We start from the raw sequence: 13,988 nt of genomic DNA on the forward strand, positions 1-13,988 counted from the left end.
CCGGCTCAGGCCGTGGTGGCCCGGTCGCGGTTCCGGTCCCGACCACGGTCACGGTCGCGGTCCTTGTCCCGGTCCCTGTCCCGGTTCAGGCGCTTGCGGAGTGTCTGGGCGAACTCCTCCGCCTCCGCCAGTTGCGCGCGCAGCTTCTCCACCTGCCAGACGGCATGCTCCTCGTACTCGCGCACGCGCCGCAGCAGGGACTGCCGCTCGTACGCGGACAGGTCGTCGTCGGAGTCGAGGCGGTCGGTGACGGCCAGCAGGTCGCGCATCTGCTCCAGGGAGAAGTCGAGCGGCTGCATACGGCGGATCGCCTTCAGCCGCGCGACGTCCTCCCTGGTGTAGAGGCGGAAGCCGCCCTGGGAGCAGGCGGAGGGGGCGACCAGGCCGGTCGCCTCGTAGTGGCGGATCGTGCGCAGTGCCAGCTCCGTGCGCGCGCCGACCTCGCCGATCTGCATGTGCTCGCTGCTCATTCGGGCGCCTACCTCGTCTGTCTCGTCTGTGTCCTCTGTGTCCGCCGCCCGGGCCATGGGGCGGCGGACGTCGATCGCTACCGTGACGTCGAGACAAAGTATGTGATCATCAGGTCGGTTCCATGTCGTTCCCACTCCGTGGGACGGCAGAAAAGTTCCCGTCTCTCTCCTCAGCCCTTGGCGCTCCTCTGCTAGCCCTTGACCGCCCCCGCGGTGAGGCCCTGGACGATGTGCCGGCTGGCGAAGGCGAACAGCACCATCGTGGGCAGGATGGTCAGGACCGCCGCCGCGGACATCGAGCCCCAGTCGATGTTGAAGCTGGAGATGAAGCCGTTCAGCGCCGTCGGCACGGTCTTGTTGCTGTCGCTGTTCATCAGAGTCACGGACAGGAACAGCTCGTTCCAGCAGTTGACGAAGTTGAAGATGAACGCCGCGATGATCCCGGGCCGCATCACCGGCAGCAGCACCCGGAACAGCGCCCCGAACCGGGACAGACCGTCGATCATCGCGGCCTCCTCCAGCGCGTCCGGGATGTTCTCGAAGAAGCCGCGGAGCATCACCGTGCAGAACGGGATGCAGACCGCGATGTAGACGAGGATCAGCCCGAGCCGGTTGTCGACCATCTTGAGGTCGGTCATCAGCAGGTACAGCGGCCCCAGCGCGATGAACGTCGGGATCATCTGGGTCACCAGGGCGGCCATCAGCAGTGCCGACTTCGTACGGAACTCGAAGCGGGCCAGTACGTACGCCGACAGCATCGAGATGACCGTGGCGATCGCGGCGGCGACGGTGGCCACGATGAGGCTGTTGGTGAGGTAGACGCCGAAGTCGGCCTTGCCGAACAGTCCGCTGTAGTTCTCCAGCGAGAAGTGCTCGGGCCAGTAGGCGATCGGGAAGGCGAAGATGTCGCCGGGCGCCTTGAGCGAGGTGATGGTGATCCAGTAGAGGGGGAAGACGGTGAAGACCAGCCACAGTCCCAGGAAGGTGAACTTGGTGGCCCGGCCCGCCGTGGACTCCTTGCCGATCACGGCTTCACCTCTCGCTTCTCGCGCGTGGCCAGGAGGAAGAAGACCGCGAACACCAGCAGCGTGGCGACGACGATGAGGCCGAGCGCGGAGGCTCTGCCGTAGTCGCCCTGCTGAGTGATCTTGATCATCCAGGTGGTCACGATGTGCGTCTCGTTGTTCGGTCCGCCGCCGGTCATGCCGAAGATCAGGTCGGGGAAGTTGAAGATCCAGATGATGCGCAGCAGCACGGTCAGGGCGAGCGTGACCCGGATGTACGGGATGGTGATCTGGAAGAGCGTGCGCACCTTGCCGGCGCCGTCCAGCGCCGAGGCCTCGTACAGCTCCTCGGGGATGGACTGCAGCGCGGCCAGGATCATGATCGTGAAGAAGGTGACCCCGTACCAGATGTTGGCGACCACGACGGCGAACATCGCCGTCTTCGGGTCGGCCAGCCAGGCCACCGGCTCGTCGATCAGGCCGACCTTCTGGAGGAGGTCGCTGACGACACCGAACTCGCTGTTGAACATCCAGCGGAACAGGATGCCGATGAGGAACCCGGAGATCGCCCAGGGGAAGAAGATGAGCGCCTGGTAGAGGCCGCGGAAGCGGAATCTGCGGCGCAGCCACAGGGCGAGGGCGAAGCCGATGACCAGCTGGGGCACGATGGAGCCGACCACCCAGATGGCGGTGTTGCTCAGCACGGTGCCCCAGGCGGGGTCGGCGAAGACGTCCCGGAAGTTCTGCAGGCCCACCCAGGAGGTGTCGGTCAGGTCCGTCAGGTTCCAGTGCCGGAAGGCCATCTGGCTGCCGGCGATCATCGGGTAGTACGTGAAGACCGCCACGAAGATCGCGGCCGGGGCCATGAAGAGAGTGATGAGGAAACCGCGCCGAGCGGTGAACTCCGGCTTGCGGCGGCCTGGTCGGACCTTGCGGACGGGCCGGGCGCCCCCGTTGCCGGAGGCCCCCGCCGAAGCTGTCTTCGCCGTCTGCGTCGTGGACGTCGTTTCGGACGCGGTGGGCATGGCTAGTTCTCCTGCTGCCGCTTCTCGGTCCAGTACGTGTCCCAGCCGGCCAGCAGTTCCTTGGGCGTCGTCTTGCCGAGGACCATCTTCTGGATGTCGGCGTCGGCCCGCTGCTGCCACTCGGCCCACCAGGCGACCCCGCGGGGCTGGCTGACGTTGAGGTAGGTGTCCGGGTTCTCCGTCATGGTGACGTAGCTGGACCAGGGGCCGGTCTTGTAGAACGGGTCCTCGGCGGCCGACTTGAGGATCGGCACCAGGCTGTTCGTCTTGGTGAAGTCCGTGGACGCCTCTCCCTCGGAGAGGAACTCGACCAGCTCGACCGCTTCCTTCTTGTGCTTGCTGCCCTTCGCGACACCCCATCCGGCGGTGGCGAGCGGCTGTACGGTCTTGCCGCTGGGGCCCGCCACGAGCGGGGCGGTGCTCCACTGGTCCTTCTTGATGGACTTGGACTCCGAGACGGTGGCGATCACCTCGGGGTCCTGGAGCAGGAAGGCCGTGGAGCCGTTGGAGAAGCCCTCGACCATCTCCGGGTAGCCCCAGGAGACGGACGACTTCGGGGACGCGTCCTTGAAGAGCTTGAGGTAGGTCTGCATGGCGTCGAGCGCCTCGGGCGCCGAGAAGATCGTCTTGCCGTTCTTCAGCTTGAAGCCGTCGGCGGGGTCGATCTCGTCGGCGACGTACGCCTCGATGATGGCGGTGGCGTTGCCCTGCGCGTTGGCTCCGCCACGGAAGGCGTAGCCGTACTTGCGCTTGCCCGGGTCGTGGATGGCCGAGGCCTGTTCAAGCAGTTCGTCCCAGCTGGCCGGCGGCTTGCTGAAGCCGGCCTCCTTGATCAGGTCGGTGCGGTAGAAGACGCTCAGACCGTAGAAGCCGTAGGGGACGAAGTACGTCTTGCCCTCGGCGTCCTGAGATGCCTTGACGGCGTTCTCCGTCATCGCCTCCCAGCCCTTCCAGCCGGTGAGGTCCTTCTTCATGTCGTAGATCCAGCCGTTGTTCGACCAGGGTCCGACGGTCGTGTCCCGCACTTCGAGGGTGTCGACCCCGCTGCCGGACTGGAGCATCTGCTGGATCTTCTGGTCGGCCTGCTCGGTGGGCGGCGAGATCAGGTTGACCTTGATCTTGGGGTTCTGCTTCTGGAAGTCCGCGATCAGACCCTTGATCAGGTCCGTGCGGGCCGGGTTGGTCAGGCTCTCCACCATGTTGAGGGTGACCGTGCCGTCGGCCTGGGAGCCGCTCATGCTGCTACAGCCGGTCAGGACCATCGTGGCGGCGGTGCCGAGGGCGAGAGCTGCCGTCCTTCTTCTCATCGTGCCGACCTCTTTCTGTGCTGCGGTGCCGGGGACAGGCGTTGCCGGGGACCGGCGTTACGGAGCGCCGGGGGGTACGGGGAGGGGCCGGGGCGCGGCTATGACACGCCCGGCTGTTCGCGGGCCGCGCGGGCCCATCGGCCGAGGAGGGGGACGCAGTCCTCGGCGAAGTACTCGTAGTCGGCGGCGGTGTTGTAGACGTGCGCGGACAGCCGCATGTAGCCGATGCCGTCGAAGCTGGTGAAGGCCGCCTCCACGCCGAGTTCACGGGCGGCCCGGTCGCGCAGCGCGTCCGCCTCGACGCGGCTGCCGGCCAGGCCGTCCGGCAGGCGTACGAGCCGCATGCCCGGGACCGGCATGCCCACGTCGACCGTGCCGGTGACGCCGGTCAGTTCGGCGAAGGCCGCGCCGATGACGCGCTCGCCGTAGCCGGCCAGGTCGTCCATGTACCGGCGGGCCGTGTCCCAGCCCCAGGTGCTCTCGACGAAGTCCAGGGCCGACGGGGCCGCGAGATAACCGGTGGCGTCGATCGTGCCCTGCTGGTCGAAGCGGTCGGGGTACGGATCGGCGGCGCCCCACGAGTCGATCAGGGGATACAACTCCTCGCGCAGCTCACCGCGGGCGACCAGGGTGGCGGTGCCGCGGGGCGTGCAGCCCCACTTGTGCAGGTTGCCGACCCAGAAGTCACAGGTCAGACCGGACAGCGGGGCCTCGATCAGACCGGGGGCGTGCGCCGCGTCCACCAGGAGCGGGATACCGCGTCGGCGGGCCTCCGCGCCGACCAGTTCCACCGGCAGCCGGCGTGCGGTGGCGGAGGTGATCTGGTCGAGGACGATCAGGTCCGTGTCGTCGTCGACCGCGGCCATCACGGCCTCGTAGGCCTGCTCCTCGCTCGCCTCCAGCGGTACCCGGGCGGTACGCACCTCGCCGCCCCAGCGCCTGGCGAGCCGCTCGGCGCCCATGGTCACCGCGCCGTAGCCGTGGTCGGTGACGACGATCCCGCCGCCCCTGCGCCGCTGGAGCGAGGCGAACACGACGCTGATGCCGGCGCTCGCGTTCGGCACCAGGGCCACGTCGTCGGGAGCGACCCGCAGGAAGGCCGCGAGGTCGATCCGGGCGGCGGCGATCCGCTGCGGCAGGGCCGGAAACCACACCACCGGCGAACTGTCCATCTCGGCACGGAACTCGTTCTGCCGCTCCTGGGCCACCACGGGGACCGCCCCGAACGAGCCATGGTTGAGGTGCTTCATGACGGGGTCCAGCGACCACGCCCGGGCCGCGGGACGGCCGTCCGCCAGCAGCAAGGGGCGCGGGGCGGTGGTGACCTCGGTCTCGCTCACATCACTCCACATCTACCGAACCCGAGTGCCCGCCGATATCTCGTCTGCAGTTCGCATACATCTGACATCGGGCGGGACACGTATGATGACTCGGCATCCTGCACGGCATTTTTGCGCCACGCAAGGGGTCTGCAGCGATAGTCATCAGATGACTTTCGACCGATACATCGGAGACATCTGACGACTCGGAGTCGCTAGAGTGCCCGAGGGGTACGGTGCCGCCACCGGCCCCGCCACGGGAGGAATCGGATGTCCGCAGTCGACAGGGCGTTCCACGGCCTGCGCCACATGATCGCGACGGGGCGGCTCGGGCCGGGGGAACGCATTCCGCCCGAGGCCGAGCTGGGCGAGGAACTCGGTGTCTCAAGGGGCCCGTTGCGCGAGGCCGTACGGATGCTCTCGGCCCTCGGCGTGGTCGAACCGCGGCACGGCTCCGGGACCTATGTGTCCCAGCTCAGGCCGGAGGACATCATCGGCAGCCTCTCGCTGACCCTCGAACTCCTGCCGCTGACCGGCCTGTTGGAGGTGTACGAGATCCGGCGGGTGCTGGAGGCGCATGTCGCGGCCAAGGCCGCGGCCCGGCGGACCCCCGAGACGGTGAAGTCGCTCTTCTCGCTCATCGAGGCCATGGAGGCCACGGAGGACCCCGCCGAGGCGTCGGATCTCGACCACCGTTTCCACGCGGAGATCGCGCGGGCGGCCGAGAATCCCACGCTCGCGTCCCTGCTCGCGGTCTTCCGGGCCCGGTCCCGCAAGTACCAGATCTTCACGCTGCCCGAGGGGCCTGAGCTGCGACGTAAGAGCGACGCGGACCATCGTGTGCTGGCCACCGCGATCGCGGATCGCGATCCCGGGGCCGCGGCGGGGGCGGCCGAGGCGCATGTCGCGCAGACCGAGCGGTGGTTGCGGGCGTTTTCGCCGCCGGTGGAGGAGCGGGATGACGACGGGGCCCTGCCGGGATGATGCGCTGACGCGCGGATGGGCCGATGCGCGGATGGGCTGACGCGGGAATGGGCTGCTGAGGCGCTGTCGGGGTGGGGGTTGAGGTCGGGAGCAGCTGCGCGTGCGTCGTGGTTGCTCGCGCCGTTCCCCGCGCCCCTGACAGGGCTGCCGCCCCTCCAGGGAGCGGGGCGGTATCAGTTCTCGGTCATGTGTCCGGCTACCCGTGCCGCCGTTTCCCGTAGCCAGATGTGGGCCGCGTCGTGGGTGTGTACCGGGTGCCACCACAGGGCTTCGCGCAGGGGTACCGCCTCGTACGGGGGCGTCACCACACGGACGGCGGCGAGTGGTGCGAGGAGCCGGGCCAAGCGCGCCTGGACCAGCGCGATGCGCCGGGTGCCCGCGACCAGCAGCGGCAGCAACTGGAAGCTGTCGACGGAGACCTCGACGCGTGGCTCGATCCCGAGCATGCCGAGCTGGCGTACCGCCGGGGAGTCGTAGGTGCGCTGGTAGGTGACCCAGGGCAGCCGGGCCAGGTCCGCGCGGGTGAGCCGGTCGCCGAGGCCGGGATGGTCCTCGGACACGATGAAGACCCACCTGTCTCCGTACAGGTCGGTGGCCGGGAAGTCGCTGATGACGCCGTGCGGCATGAGCAGGCCGTCGGCGGCGCTGAGCAGGTTGGCGGTGTCGTCGACCACGGTGGGCGGTGTCTGGCTGAAGCGCAGCCGGATGCCGGGTGCCTCTTCGTGGACGACCCGGGCCAGTTCGGTGCCGAACACGGCGACGGCGTAGTCGGACGCCATCAGTCTGAACTCGCGGCTCTCCTTGGCCGGGTCGAAGTGGGCCTGGCTGGCGAAGAGCCGTTCCAGCAGGTCGTAGGCGGTGGAGGTGCGGTCGAGGAGGACCCGGCCGAGGGCGGTGAGTTCGTAGTGGGCGCCGGCCCGGGCGAGCAGGTCGTCGCCGAAGTGGCGGCGCAGCCGGGCCAGGGCCGCGCTCATGGCCGGCTGGCTGAGCCCGACGCGCTGCCCGGCGCGGGTGACGTTGCGTTCCTCCAGGAGCGCGCGCAGGGCGACGACGAGGTTGAGGTCGAGACGGGCCAGATTCACGGCGGTTCCTCCAGCTGTACGGCGCTGACCTGGGAAGAATAAGTCTGATGGATGGCGATCATCCACAGAATCTATTTCCCTGATCGTAGGTGGCGGGTCCAGATTGGTCACACCGCAATCAGGAGGACATGTCCGTGAAACCTGAAGCCGCGTCCGCTCTCTTCTCCGGACGCTTCGCCCTCGCCACCCTCTCGGCCCCCGACGGGCCGGCCTTCCCCGCCCTCGTCACCGCCGACGCCCGGGTGCTCGACCTCAGGTCCGCCTTCGGCGACGAACACCTGACCGTCCGCATTCTCTTGGAGGATTGGCACAGGGCACTGGGGCGACTGTCGGCGCTGGCCGACGACCACGGCAGCCCCGGGTACCGGCCGCTGGCGGACTTCCGGGTGCACGCCCCCGTCGAGCCGCGTCAGGTGTTCCAGTCCGGGGCCAACTACCGGCAGCACGTCATCGACCTGCATGTCGCGCACCGCGACCCGGCCGACGACCGGCCCGAGGAGGAGCGGCGCGCCGAGGCCGCCGAGATCATGGACCGCCGGGCGGCCGAGGACCTGCCGTACGTCTTCATCGGGCTGCCGAGCGCGATCACCGGCCCGTACGACGATGTCGTGCTGCCCGCCTGGGCCGAAAAGCCGGACTGGGAGCTGGAGTTGGCGGTCGTGATCGGCCGGCCGGCCCATCGGGTGTCCGTCGAGGAGGCGCTGGACCACGTCGCCGGTTACACGATCGCCAACGACCTCACCGACCGGGCGACCGTCTTCCGCCGGGACATGCCGCAGATCGGCACCGACTGGCTGCGCAGCAAGAACGCCCCCGGTTTCACCCCGCTCGGCCCCTGGCTCGTGCCCGCCGAGTCGGTCACGGACCCCGGCGACCTGCGGCTCGTACTCAGGCTGAACGGCGAGACCATGCAGGACGAGTCCACCAAGGACATGATCTTCGACGTCGCCCGTCTGGTGTCGTACGCATCGCAGTCCGCCGAACTCCTGCCCGGCGACCTGGTGTTGACCGGTTCCCCGGCGGGCAACGGCATGCACTGGGGGCGGCTGCTGAGGGACGGCGACGTCATGGACGCCTCCGTCACCGGTCTCGGCGCCCAGCGCACCCGCTGCGTGGCGGAGGTGACACGGTGACACCGCTCGACCGCTCCGACCCCGAGGGCGCGATCGCGCGAGCGGCCAAGTCGTTTTCCAACTGGGGCCGTTGGGGCGAGGACGACGTGCTCGGCACCCTCAACCATCTCGACGAGGCCAAGCGCCGCGAGGGCGCCGCGCTGGTGCGCAGGGGTGTCAGCTTCTCGCTCTCCCAGCGGTTCGACATGGACGGCCCGCAGAAGGGCTGGCGGCGGCGCACCAACCCGGTGCACACCATGCTGGACACCGGCACGGACGCCGCGCTCGGCAACCAGGGCTTCCCGCACGGCATCGGCGGCGCCGACGATGTGATCGCCATGCCGCTGCAGTGCTCCACGCAGTGGGACGGGCTCGGGCACATCTTCGACCACGGCATGGCGTGGAACGGGCGTCCGGCGGAGAAGGTCGTCACCTCCGACGGCGACCTGGTGACCGGCATCGAGCACATGGCGTCGCAGGTCGCGGGGCGGGGTGTGCTCCTGGACGTCGGCCGTGCGATCGGCGCAGGCGGCTTGAGCGGCGCGGACGACTCGCGCGGCACGGGTGGCTCGGTCGGCGCGGAAGGTGAGTTGCCCGACGGGTTCGCCGTCACCGAGGAGCACCTGCTCGCGACTGCCGGGGCCCAGGGCGTCTCCGTCGGCCGCGGCGACATCGTCCTCGTACGCACCGGACAGCTCGCCCGGGCCCGTCGCGAGGGCTGGGGCGACTACGCCGGCGGTCCCGCGCCCGGCCTGTCCTTCACCACGGCCGGTTGGCTGCACGGCAGCGAGATCGCGGCGATCGCCACCGACACCTGGGGCTTCGAGGTGCGGCCCAACGAGTTCGAGCACGCCTTCCAGCCGCTGCACCAGGTGGCCATCCCCCACATCGGCCTGCTGATCGGCGAGATGTGGGACCTGGACGCGCTCGCGAAGGACTGCGCGGCCGACGGCGTGTACGAGTTCTGGCTCACCGCCGCGCCCCTGCCCATCACCGGCGCGGTCGGCTCCCCCGTCAACCCGATCGCCGTCAAGTAGTCCGGGCAACAGGCCCCAGGAACAAGGGAGTTCCCCATGAGCAGAGCCCGTACGATCCTGGTGATCGGCGGTGGCGCGGCCGGCAACGCCGTGACGATCCTGCTGCGCCGCGCCGGTCTCGCGGTCGACCTGATCGAGGCCAGGGACGACTGGAACGCCACCGCCGGCTCCGGCATCACCCTCCAGGGCAACGCCCTGCGCGTGCTGCGCGAGTTGGGGGTCTGGGAGCAGGTCGAGGCATCCGGTTTCGGCTTCGGTTCGGTGGGCATCACCGCCCCCGACGGCACGGTCCTGCATGTGCAGGACGACCTGCGCACGGGCGGTGACGACCTGCCCGCCACCGTCGGCATGCAGCGGCCCCGGCTGCAGCGGATCCTGATCGAGGCCGTACGCGCCAGTGGCGCCGTGGTCCGCCTCGGCACCACCGCCGACATCGTGGACCAGGACGCGGACGGCGTCTCCGTCCGCTTCGACGACGGCTCCGAGGGCCGCTACGACCTGGTGATCGCCGCCGACGGCCTCGGCTCCGCCACCCGTGCCGCGATCGGCATCGCCGACAGGCCCGAACCGACGGGCATGGCCATCTGGCGGATCGCCGCCCCGCGTCCGGCGGGGCTGACCCGCACCGATCTCGCCTACGGCGGCCCGGCCTACATCGCCGGTTACTGCCCCACCAGCGACAGCACCCTGTACGCCTATGTCGTCGAGGCCCACCGCGACCGCGCCGCGATACCCGCCGGGTCCCACGCCGACGAGATGCGGCGCCTGGCTTCCGCGTACGGCGGCTTCTGGCCGGAGATCACCGAGCACATCACCGATCCGGCGCAGGTCAACTACACCTGGTTCGAGCGCCTGTTGGTCGAGGGTTCCTGGCACCGCGGCCGGGTCGTGCTGATCGGCGACGCGGCCCACTGCTGTCCGCCGACCCTCGCGCAGGGCGCCGCGCTGTCCCTGGAGGACGCGTGGGTGCTGGCCCAGTCGCTCACCGGCTCCGACACGTGGGACGACGCGCTGTTCCAGGCGTACTACGAGCGGCGGATCGCCCGGGTACGGCCCGTCGTCGAGGCGTCCGTGCAGCTCGGGCAGTGGCAGCTCGACGGGGTGCGGGACGCCGATGTGCCCGGTCTGATGGCCCGCACCATGACGATGCTGCGGGAACTGCCGTGACCGCCCGGCCCGTGGCCGCCGACCGCACCGCACCGGGCGCCGACACGCTCGCCGCCCCGACCGTGGACGTGCACGCCCACGTCCTGCTGCCCGAGGTCGAGGCGCTGGTGGCCGGTCTGCCGGGGCTCGACGAGGCCAGGGCGCTGGACGCCCGCCGCAACGGCCCCGACGCCCTCGCGGTGAGCGGACCGATGGTGCGCGAACGCGTCCCCAGGCTGACGGACCCTGCCGTGCGTCTGACGGCCATGGACAGCCAGGGCGTGGACATCCAGCTGGTCAGCCCCTCCCCGTCGCACTACCACTACTGGGCGGACGAGGAGAGTGCCGAGAAGGTGTACCGGCTCGCCAACGAGGCTACGGCGGCGCACTGTTCGGCCGCACCCGACCGGCTGCGCGGCCTCGGGCTCGTACCCCTCCAGCACCCGGACCACCTCGTGCCCGCTCTCGATCACGCGCTGGGGCTGGGCCTGGCCGGGGTGGAGATATCCAGCCACGCTCCCGGGCGGGAGCTGTCCGATCCGGCGTACGAGCCCTTCTGGGGCCGGGCGGCGGAGACCGGCGCGGTCGTCTTCCTGCATCCCTTCGGGTGCACGCTCGACGAGCGCCTGGACCGGTGGTACCTGTCCAACACCGTCGGCCAGCCCACCGAGAACGCCGTTGCGCTCTCCCACCTGATCTTCTCCGGCGTACTGGACCGCCACCCCGCACTGAAGGTGCTCGCGGCCCACGGCGGCGGCTACCTGCCCACCCACGTCGGCCGCTCCGACCACGCCTGGGCCACCCGCTCCGACGCCGGCGCCGGCTGCGCGCAGCCACCGAGCAGCTATCTGCGGCGGCTGTACTTCGACTCGCTGGTCCACGACCCGTACGCCCTGCGGGAGTTGGTGCGCGTCGCCGGGGCGGACCGGGTCCTGCTGGGCTCCGACTTCCCCTTCGACATGGGCACCGAGGACCCGATGGCCGCTCTGCGTGCCGCCCGCTTGTCCGACGCCGACTTCCACGCCGTACGGGGCGGCAACGCCACCGCCCTCCTCCGGAAGGACTGACACATGAACGCACGACTGCTCACACACCTGCGGCACGTCGACCTCGCCGTGCCCGACTACGACAAGCAGCTCGACTTCTACTCCGGTGTCTGGGGCCTGACCACGGTCGCCGAGGACTCCGGTATCTCCTTCCTGGCCGCCGAGGGCTCCCCGGAGCAGTACGTCGTACGGCTGCGCAAGGCCGAGGAGAAGCGCCTCGACCTGGTCTCCTACGGGGCCGCGAGCCCGGCGGACGTCGACACCCTCGCCGAGCAACTCCTCTCCGGTGACGTGCAGTTGATAACCCGACCGGGCAAGGTCGACACCCCCGGCGGCGGTTACGGCTTCCGCTTCTTCGACGTCGACGGCCGCACCGTCGAGGTCTCCGCGGACGTGGAGGTGCGCCGCCACCGCCGTATCGAGGAGAAGGAGGCCATCCCCGTCAAGCTGTCGCACGTGGTCCTCAACTCCCCCGACCTCGACCGCACCCGGGAGTGGTACGAGCGCCACTTGGGCTTCCGGCTCTCGGACACGCTCAGTTCGCCGCACATGGGCGAGGTCATGCACTTCATGCGGATCAGCAACCAGCACCACTCCATGGCCCTGGCCAAGGGCCCGCACACCGCCCTGCACCACGTCTCCTTCGAGATGCGCGGCATCGACGAGTACATGCGCGGCTCGGGCCGTGTCATGCGGGCGGGCTTCCAGAAGATCTGGGGTCCGGGCAGGCACATGGCGGGCGACAACACCTTCACCTACTTCCTCGACCCGCACGGCAACACGGTCGAGTACACGACGGAGTTGGAGGTGCTGGACGAGGACACCTGGCATCCGCACGTCTACGACTTCTCGCGTCCCGAGGTGACCGACCAGTGGGGTACGGCCAACCCCATGAACGAGTTCGTCGCCAAGGAGTCCTTCAACGACCCCGACCGCGGTGTGTTCATCGCCCCGCCGGTCTGAGGAGCCCGCCATGCGTTTCGCCACGTACAGGACCTCTGAGCAGCGACACCGCGGTCGCGCGGCCGTCGTGGCGGAGGACGGGGCCCTCCATCCACTGCCCGGTGTCACCTCGCTGACCGCGCTGCTCGCGGAGACCGGCGGCCTGTCCGGGCTGCTCGACGCCGGAGCGGCGGCCCTCGGCCTCCCGCCCGGCCCCCATGTCTCCGAGGTGCGGCTGCTTTCTCCCCTCCGGCCCGCGTCCGTAAGGGACTTCGTCACCTTCGAGGAGCACGTCGAAGGTGTGCGCCGCTCGGTCGACGGCGCCTCGGGCGTCCCCGAGCAGTGGTACGCGGCGCCGACGTTCTACTTCACCAACCCCCATGCGGTGTACGGCCCCGGCGACGACGTGCCCGTGCCGCCCGGGTCGGCCGCCCTGGACTTCGAGCTCGAAGTGGGCGCCGTCATCGGGCGGGAGGGCCGGGACCTCACACCCGAGCAGGCCCGCGACCACATCGTGGGTTACACCGTCTTCAACGACTGGTCCGCCCGGGACCTCCAGTCGGCGGAGATGCGGGTCGGGCTCGGACCGTGCAAGGGCAAGGACACGGCGACCACCCTCGGCCCGTACCTCGTCACCGCCGACGAGCTGGAGCGGTACCGGGACGCCGAGGGCTTCCTGCGGCTTGCCCTGACCGCCGAGATCAACGGCACGGTGGTGGGCGAGGACCTGCTGTCCCACATGAGCTGGACCTTCGAGGAGATGACCGCGTACGCCTCCCGCGGCACCCGGGTCGTACCGGGTGACGTCCTCGGTTCCGGGACCTGTGGCAACGGCGGCTGCCTCGCCGAACTGTGGGGCCGGCGCGGCACACAGGACCCGCCGCCGCTGAAGCCCGGGGACACGGTCACCCTCACCGTCGAGGGCGTCGGCATGCTCAGCAACACGGTCGTCCCGGGCGCCGAGCCCGTACCCCTGCCGGCCGCTCGCCGACGCGGTCGGGAGCGGCCGGGGACGGTGGCGGTCACGCCGGTCGGTGGGAGAGACGCTTCGCCAGCAGGGGAATGATCACGGCGGCGGCCACCACATGCGACACGGCGAGGACGACCTGCGTGGACGTGGCGGTGTGCGGGGCGACGGCGGGGCCCACGAGGGACAGCGCGGTCAGCGCGACGGTCGTCACCACGAACGTGCGGGCGGGCCGCTCGGCCCAGCGGGCGAGGGCCATGGCGAGGACGACCCCGACGACCGCCCAGAACAGCACGCCCCCGGCGAAGCCACCCACCGGGATCTCGGCGGCCTCGGTGGCCCCCGGACCGGCCGCGTCCATGGGGACGCCGAAGCCCCGTGCGGCGAGCGCGAAGGCCTCGGTCACGACGGCGCCCGCGAGGACCGCCACGACTCCGACCTGCCACACGGGGCGCGTGGTGAGGGACCGTGCGGTGGTCTGGCTCTGAGATGTGATCGCGCTCATGTCAGGTTCTCCTGTCGGTCGTTCACGGTGGTCAGTCGTTCA

Annotated in this window: 14 protein-coding genes; 7 read left to right on the top strand and 7 right to left on the bottom strand. The window is 70.1% G+C overall.

The window, feature by feature from the left end; all coding sequences use genetic code 11:
• Nucleotides 1–5: 5 nt before the first annotated feature.
• The 5 genes from IE278_RS03620 to IE278_RS03640 form a co-directional block, all read right to left on the bottom strand.
• Entirely contained in the window at nucleotides 6–470 is a 465-nt protein-coding gene (locus IE278_RS03620) for a MerR family transcriptional regulator (RefSeq protein WP_189768568.1), read from the bottom strand.
• A gap of 191 nt (nucleotides 471–661) precedes the next feature.
• Complete coding sequence (locus IE278_RS03625; protein WP_189768570.1) at nucleotides 662–1,498, bottom strand: carbohydrate ABC transporter permease; 837 nt, start codon at nucleotides 1,496–1,498, stop codon at nucleotides 662–664.
• Nucleotides 1,495–2,499: a carbohydrate ABC transporter permease gene (locus IE278_RS03630; protein ID WP_189768572.1), complete on the bottom strand. Its 1,005-nt coding sequence runs from the start codon at nucleotides 2,497–2,499 to the stop codon at nucleotides 1,495–1,497. The genes IE278_RS03625 and IE278_RS03630 overlap by 4 nt, the downstream gene beginning before the upstream one ends.
• A gap of 2 nt (nucleotides 2,500–2,501) precedes the next feature.
• Nucleotides 2,502–3,806 (bottom strand): ABC transporter substrate-binding protein, encoded by a 1,305-nt coding sequence (locus IE278_RS03635; protein WP_189768574.1) that lies wholly within the window; start codon nucleotides 3,804–3,806, stop codon nucleotides 2,502–2,504.
• Nucleotides 3,807–3,904: 98 nt separating this feature from the next.
• Complete coding sequence (locus IE278_RS03640) at nucleotides 3,905–5,146, bottom strand: aminotransferase class V-fold PLP-dependent enzyme (RefSeq protein ID WP_189768576.1); 1,242 nt, start codon at nucleotides 5,144–5,146, stop codon at nucleotides 3,905–3,907.
• 249 nt (nucleotides 5,147–5,395) lie between these two features.
• On the opposite strand from IE278_RS03640, the gene IE278_RS03645 reads away from it, so the two are divergent.
• The gene (locus IE278_RS03645) at nucleotides 5,396–6,109 is read left to right on the top strand and encodes a FadR/GntR family transcriptional regulator (RefSeq protein ID WP_189768578.1); all 714 of its coding nucleotides are present in this window, start codon (nucleotides 5,396–5,398) and stop codon (nucleotides 6,107–6,109) included.
• 173 nt (nucleotides 6,110–6,282) lie between these two features.
• Here the strand turns inward: IE278_RS03645 and IE278_RS03650 are convergent, their stop codons facing one another.
• Nucleotides 6,283–7,191 (bottom strand): LysR family transcriptional regulator, encoded by a 909-nt coding sequence (locus tag IE278_RS03650; RefSeq protein WP_189768580.1) that lies wholly within the window; start codon nucleotides 7,189–7,191, stop codon nucleotides 6,283–6,285.
• Between the two features lie 128 nt (nucleotides 7,192–7,319).
• On the opposite strand from IE278_RS03650, the gene IE278_RS03655 reads away from it, so the two are divergent.
• The 6 genes from IE278_RS03655 to IE278_RS03680 are packed head-to-tail and all read left to right on the top strand — an operon-like array spanning nucleotide 7,320 to nucleotide 13,540.
• Entirely contained in the window at nucleotides 7,320–8,324 is a 1,005-nt protein-coding gene (locus tag IE278_RS03655; protein ID WP_189768582.1) for a fumarylacetoacetate hydrolase family protein, read from the top strand.
• Nucleotides 8,321–9,340 (top strand): cyclase family protein, encoded by a 1,020-nt coding sequence (locus IE278_RS03660; protein WP_189768584.1) that lies wholly within the window; start codon nucleotides 8,321–8,323, stop codon nucleotides 9,338–9,340. Before IE278_RS03655 ends, IE278_RS03660 begins: the two co-directional genes overlap by 4 nt.
• Before the next feature lie 36 nt (nucleotides 9,341–9,376).
• Entirely contained in the window at nucleotides 9,377–10,507 is a 1,131-nt protein-coding gene (locus IE278_RS03665; RefSeq protein WP_189768586.1) for an FAD-dependent oxidoreductase, read from the top strand.
• Nucleotides 10,504–11,553, top strand: a complete 1,050-nt coding sequence (locus IE278_RS03670) for an amidohydrolase family protein (RefSeq protein ID WP_246569806.1) — start codon at nucleotides 10,504–10,506, stop codon at nucleotides 11,551–11,553. Before IE278_RS03665 ends, IE278_RS03670 begins: the two co-directional genes overlap by 4 nt.
• Nucleotides 11,554–11,556: 3 nt before the next feature.
• Nucleotides 11,557–12,495, top strand: a complete 939-nt coding sequence (locus IE278_RS03675) for a VOC family protein (protein WP_189768588.1) — start codon at nucleotides 11,557–11,559, stop codon at nucleotides 12,493–12,495.
• Nucleotides 12,496–12,505: 10 nt separating this feature from the next.
• A complete protein-coding gene (locus IE278_RS03680) occupies nucleotides 12,506–13,540 on the top strand; it encodes a fumarylacetoacetate hydrolase family protein (protein ID WP_189768590.1) in 1,035 nt (344 codons plus the stop codon).
• Here IE278_RS03680 and IE278_RS03685 read toward each other — a convergent pair.
• On the bottom strand, nucleotides 13,497–13,946 hold the full coding sequence (locus tag IE278_RS03685) for a DUF6069 family protein (RefSeq protein WP_189768592.1): 450 nt from the start codon (nucleotides 13,944–13,946) through the stop codon (nucleotides 13,497–13,499). The genes IE278_RS03680 and IE278_RS03685 overlap by 44 nt on opposite strands.
• Nucleotides 13,947–13,988: the final 42 nt, after the last annotated feature.

Origin of the sequence: Streptomyces tauricus (assembly GCF_014650955.1) — a bacterium.
Taxonomy (GTDB): domain Bacteria; phylum Actinomycetota; class Actinomycetes; order Streptomycetales; family Streptomycetaceae; genus Streptomyces; species Streptomyces tauricus.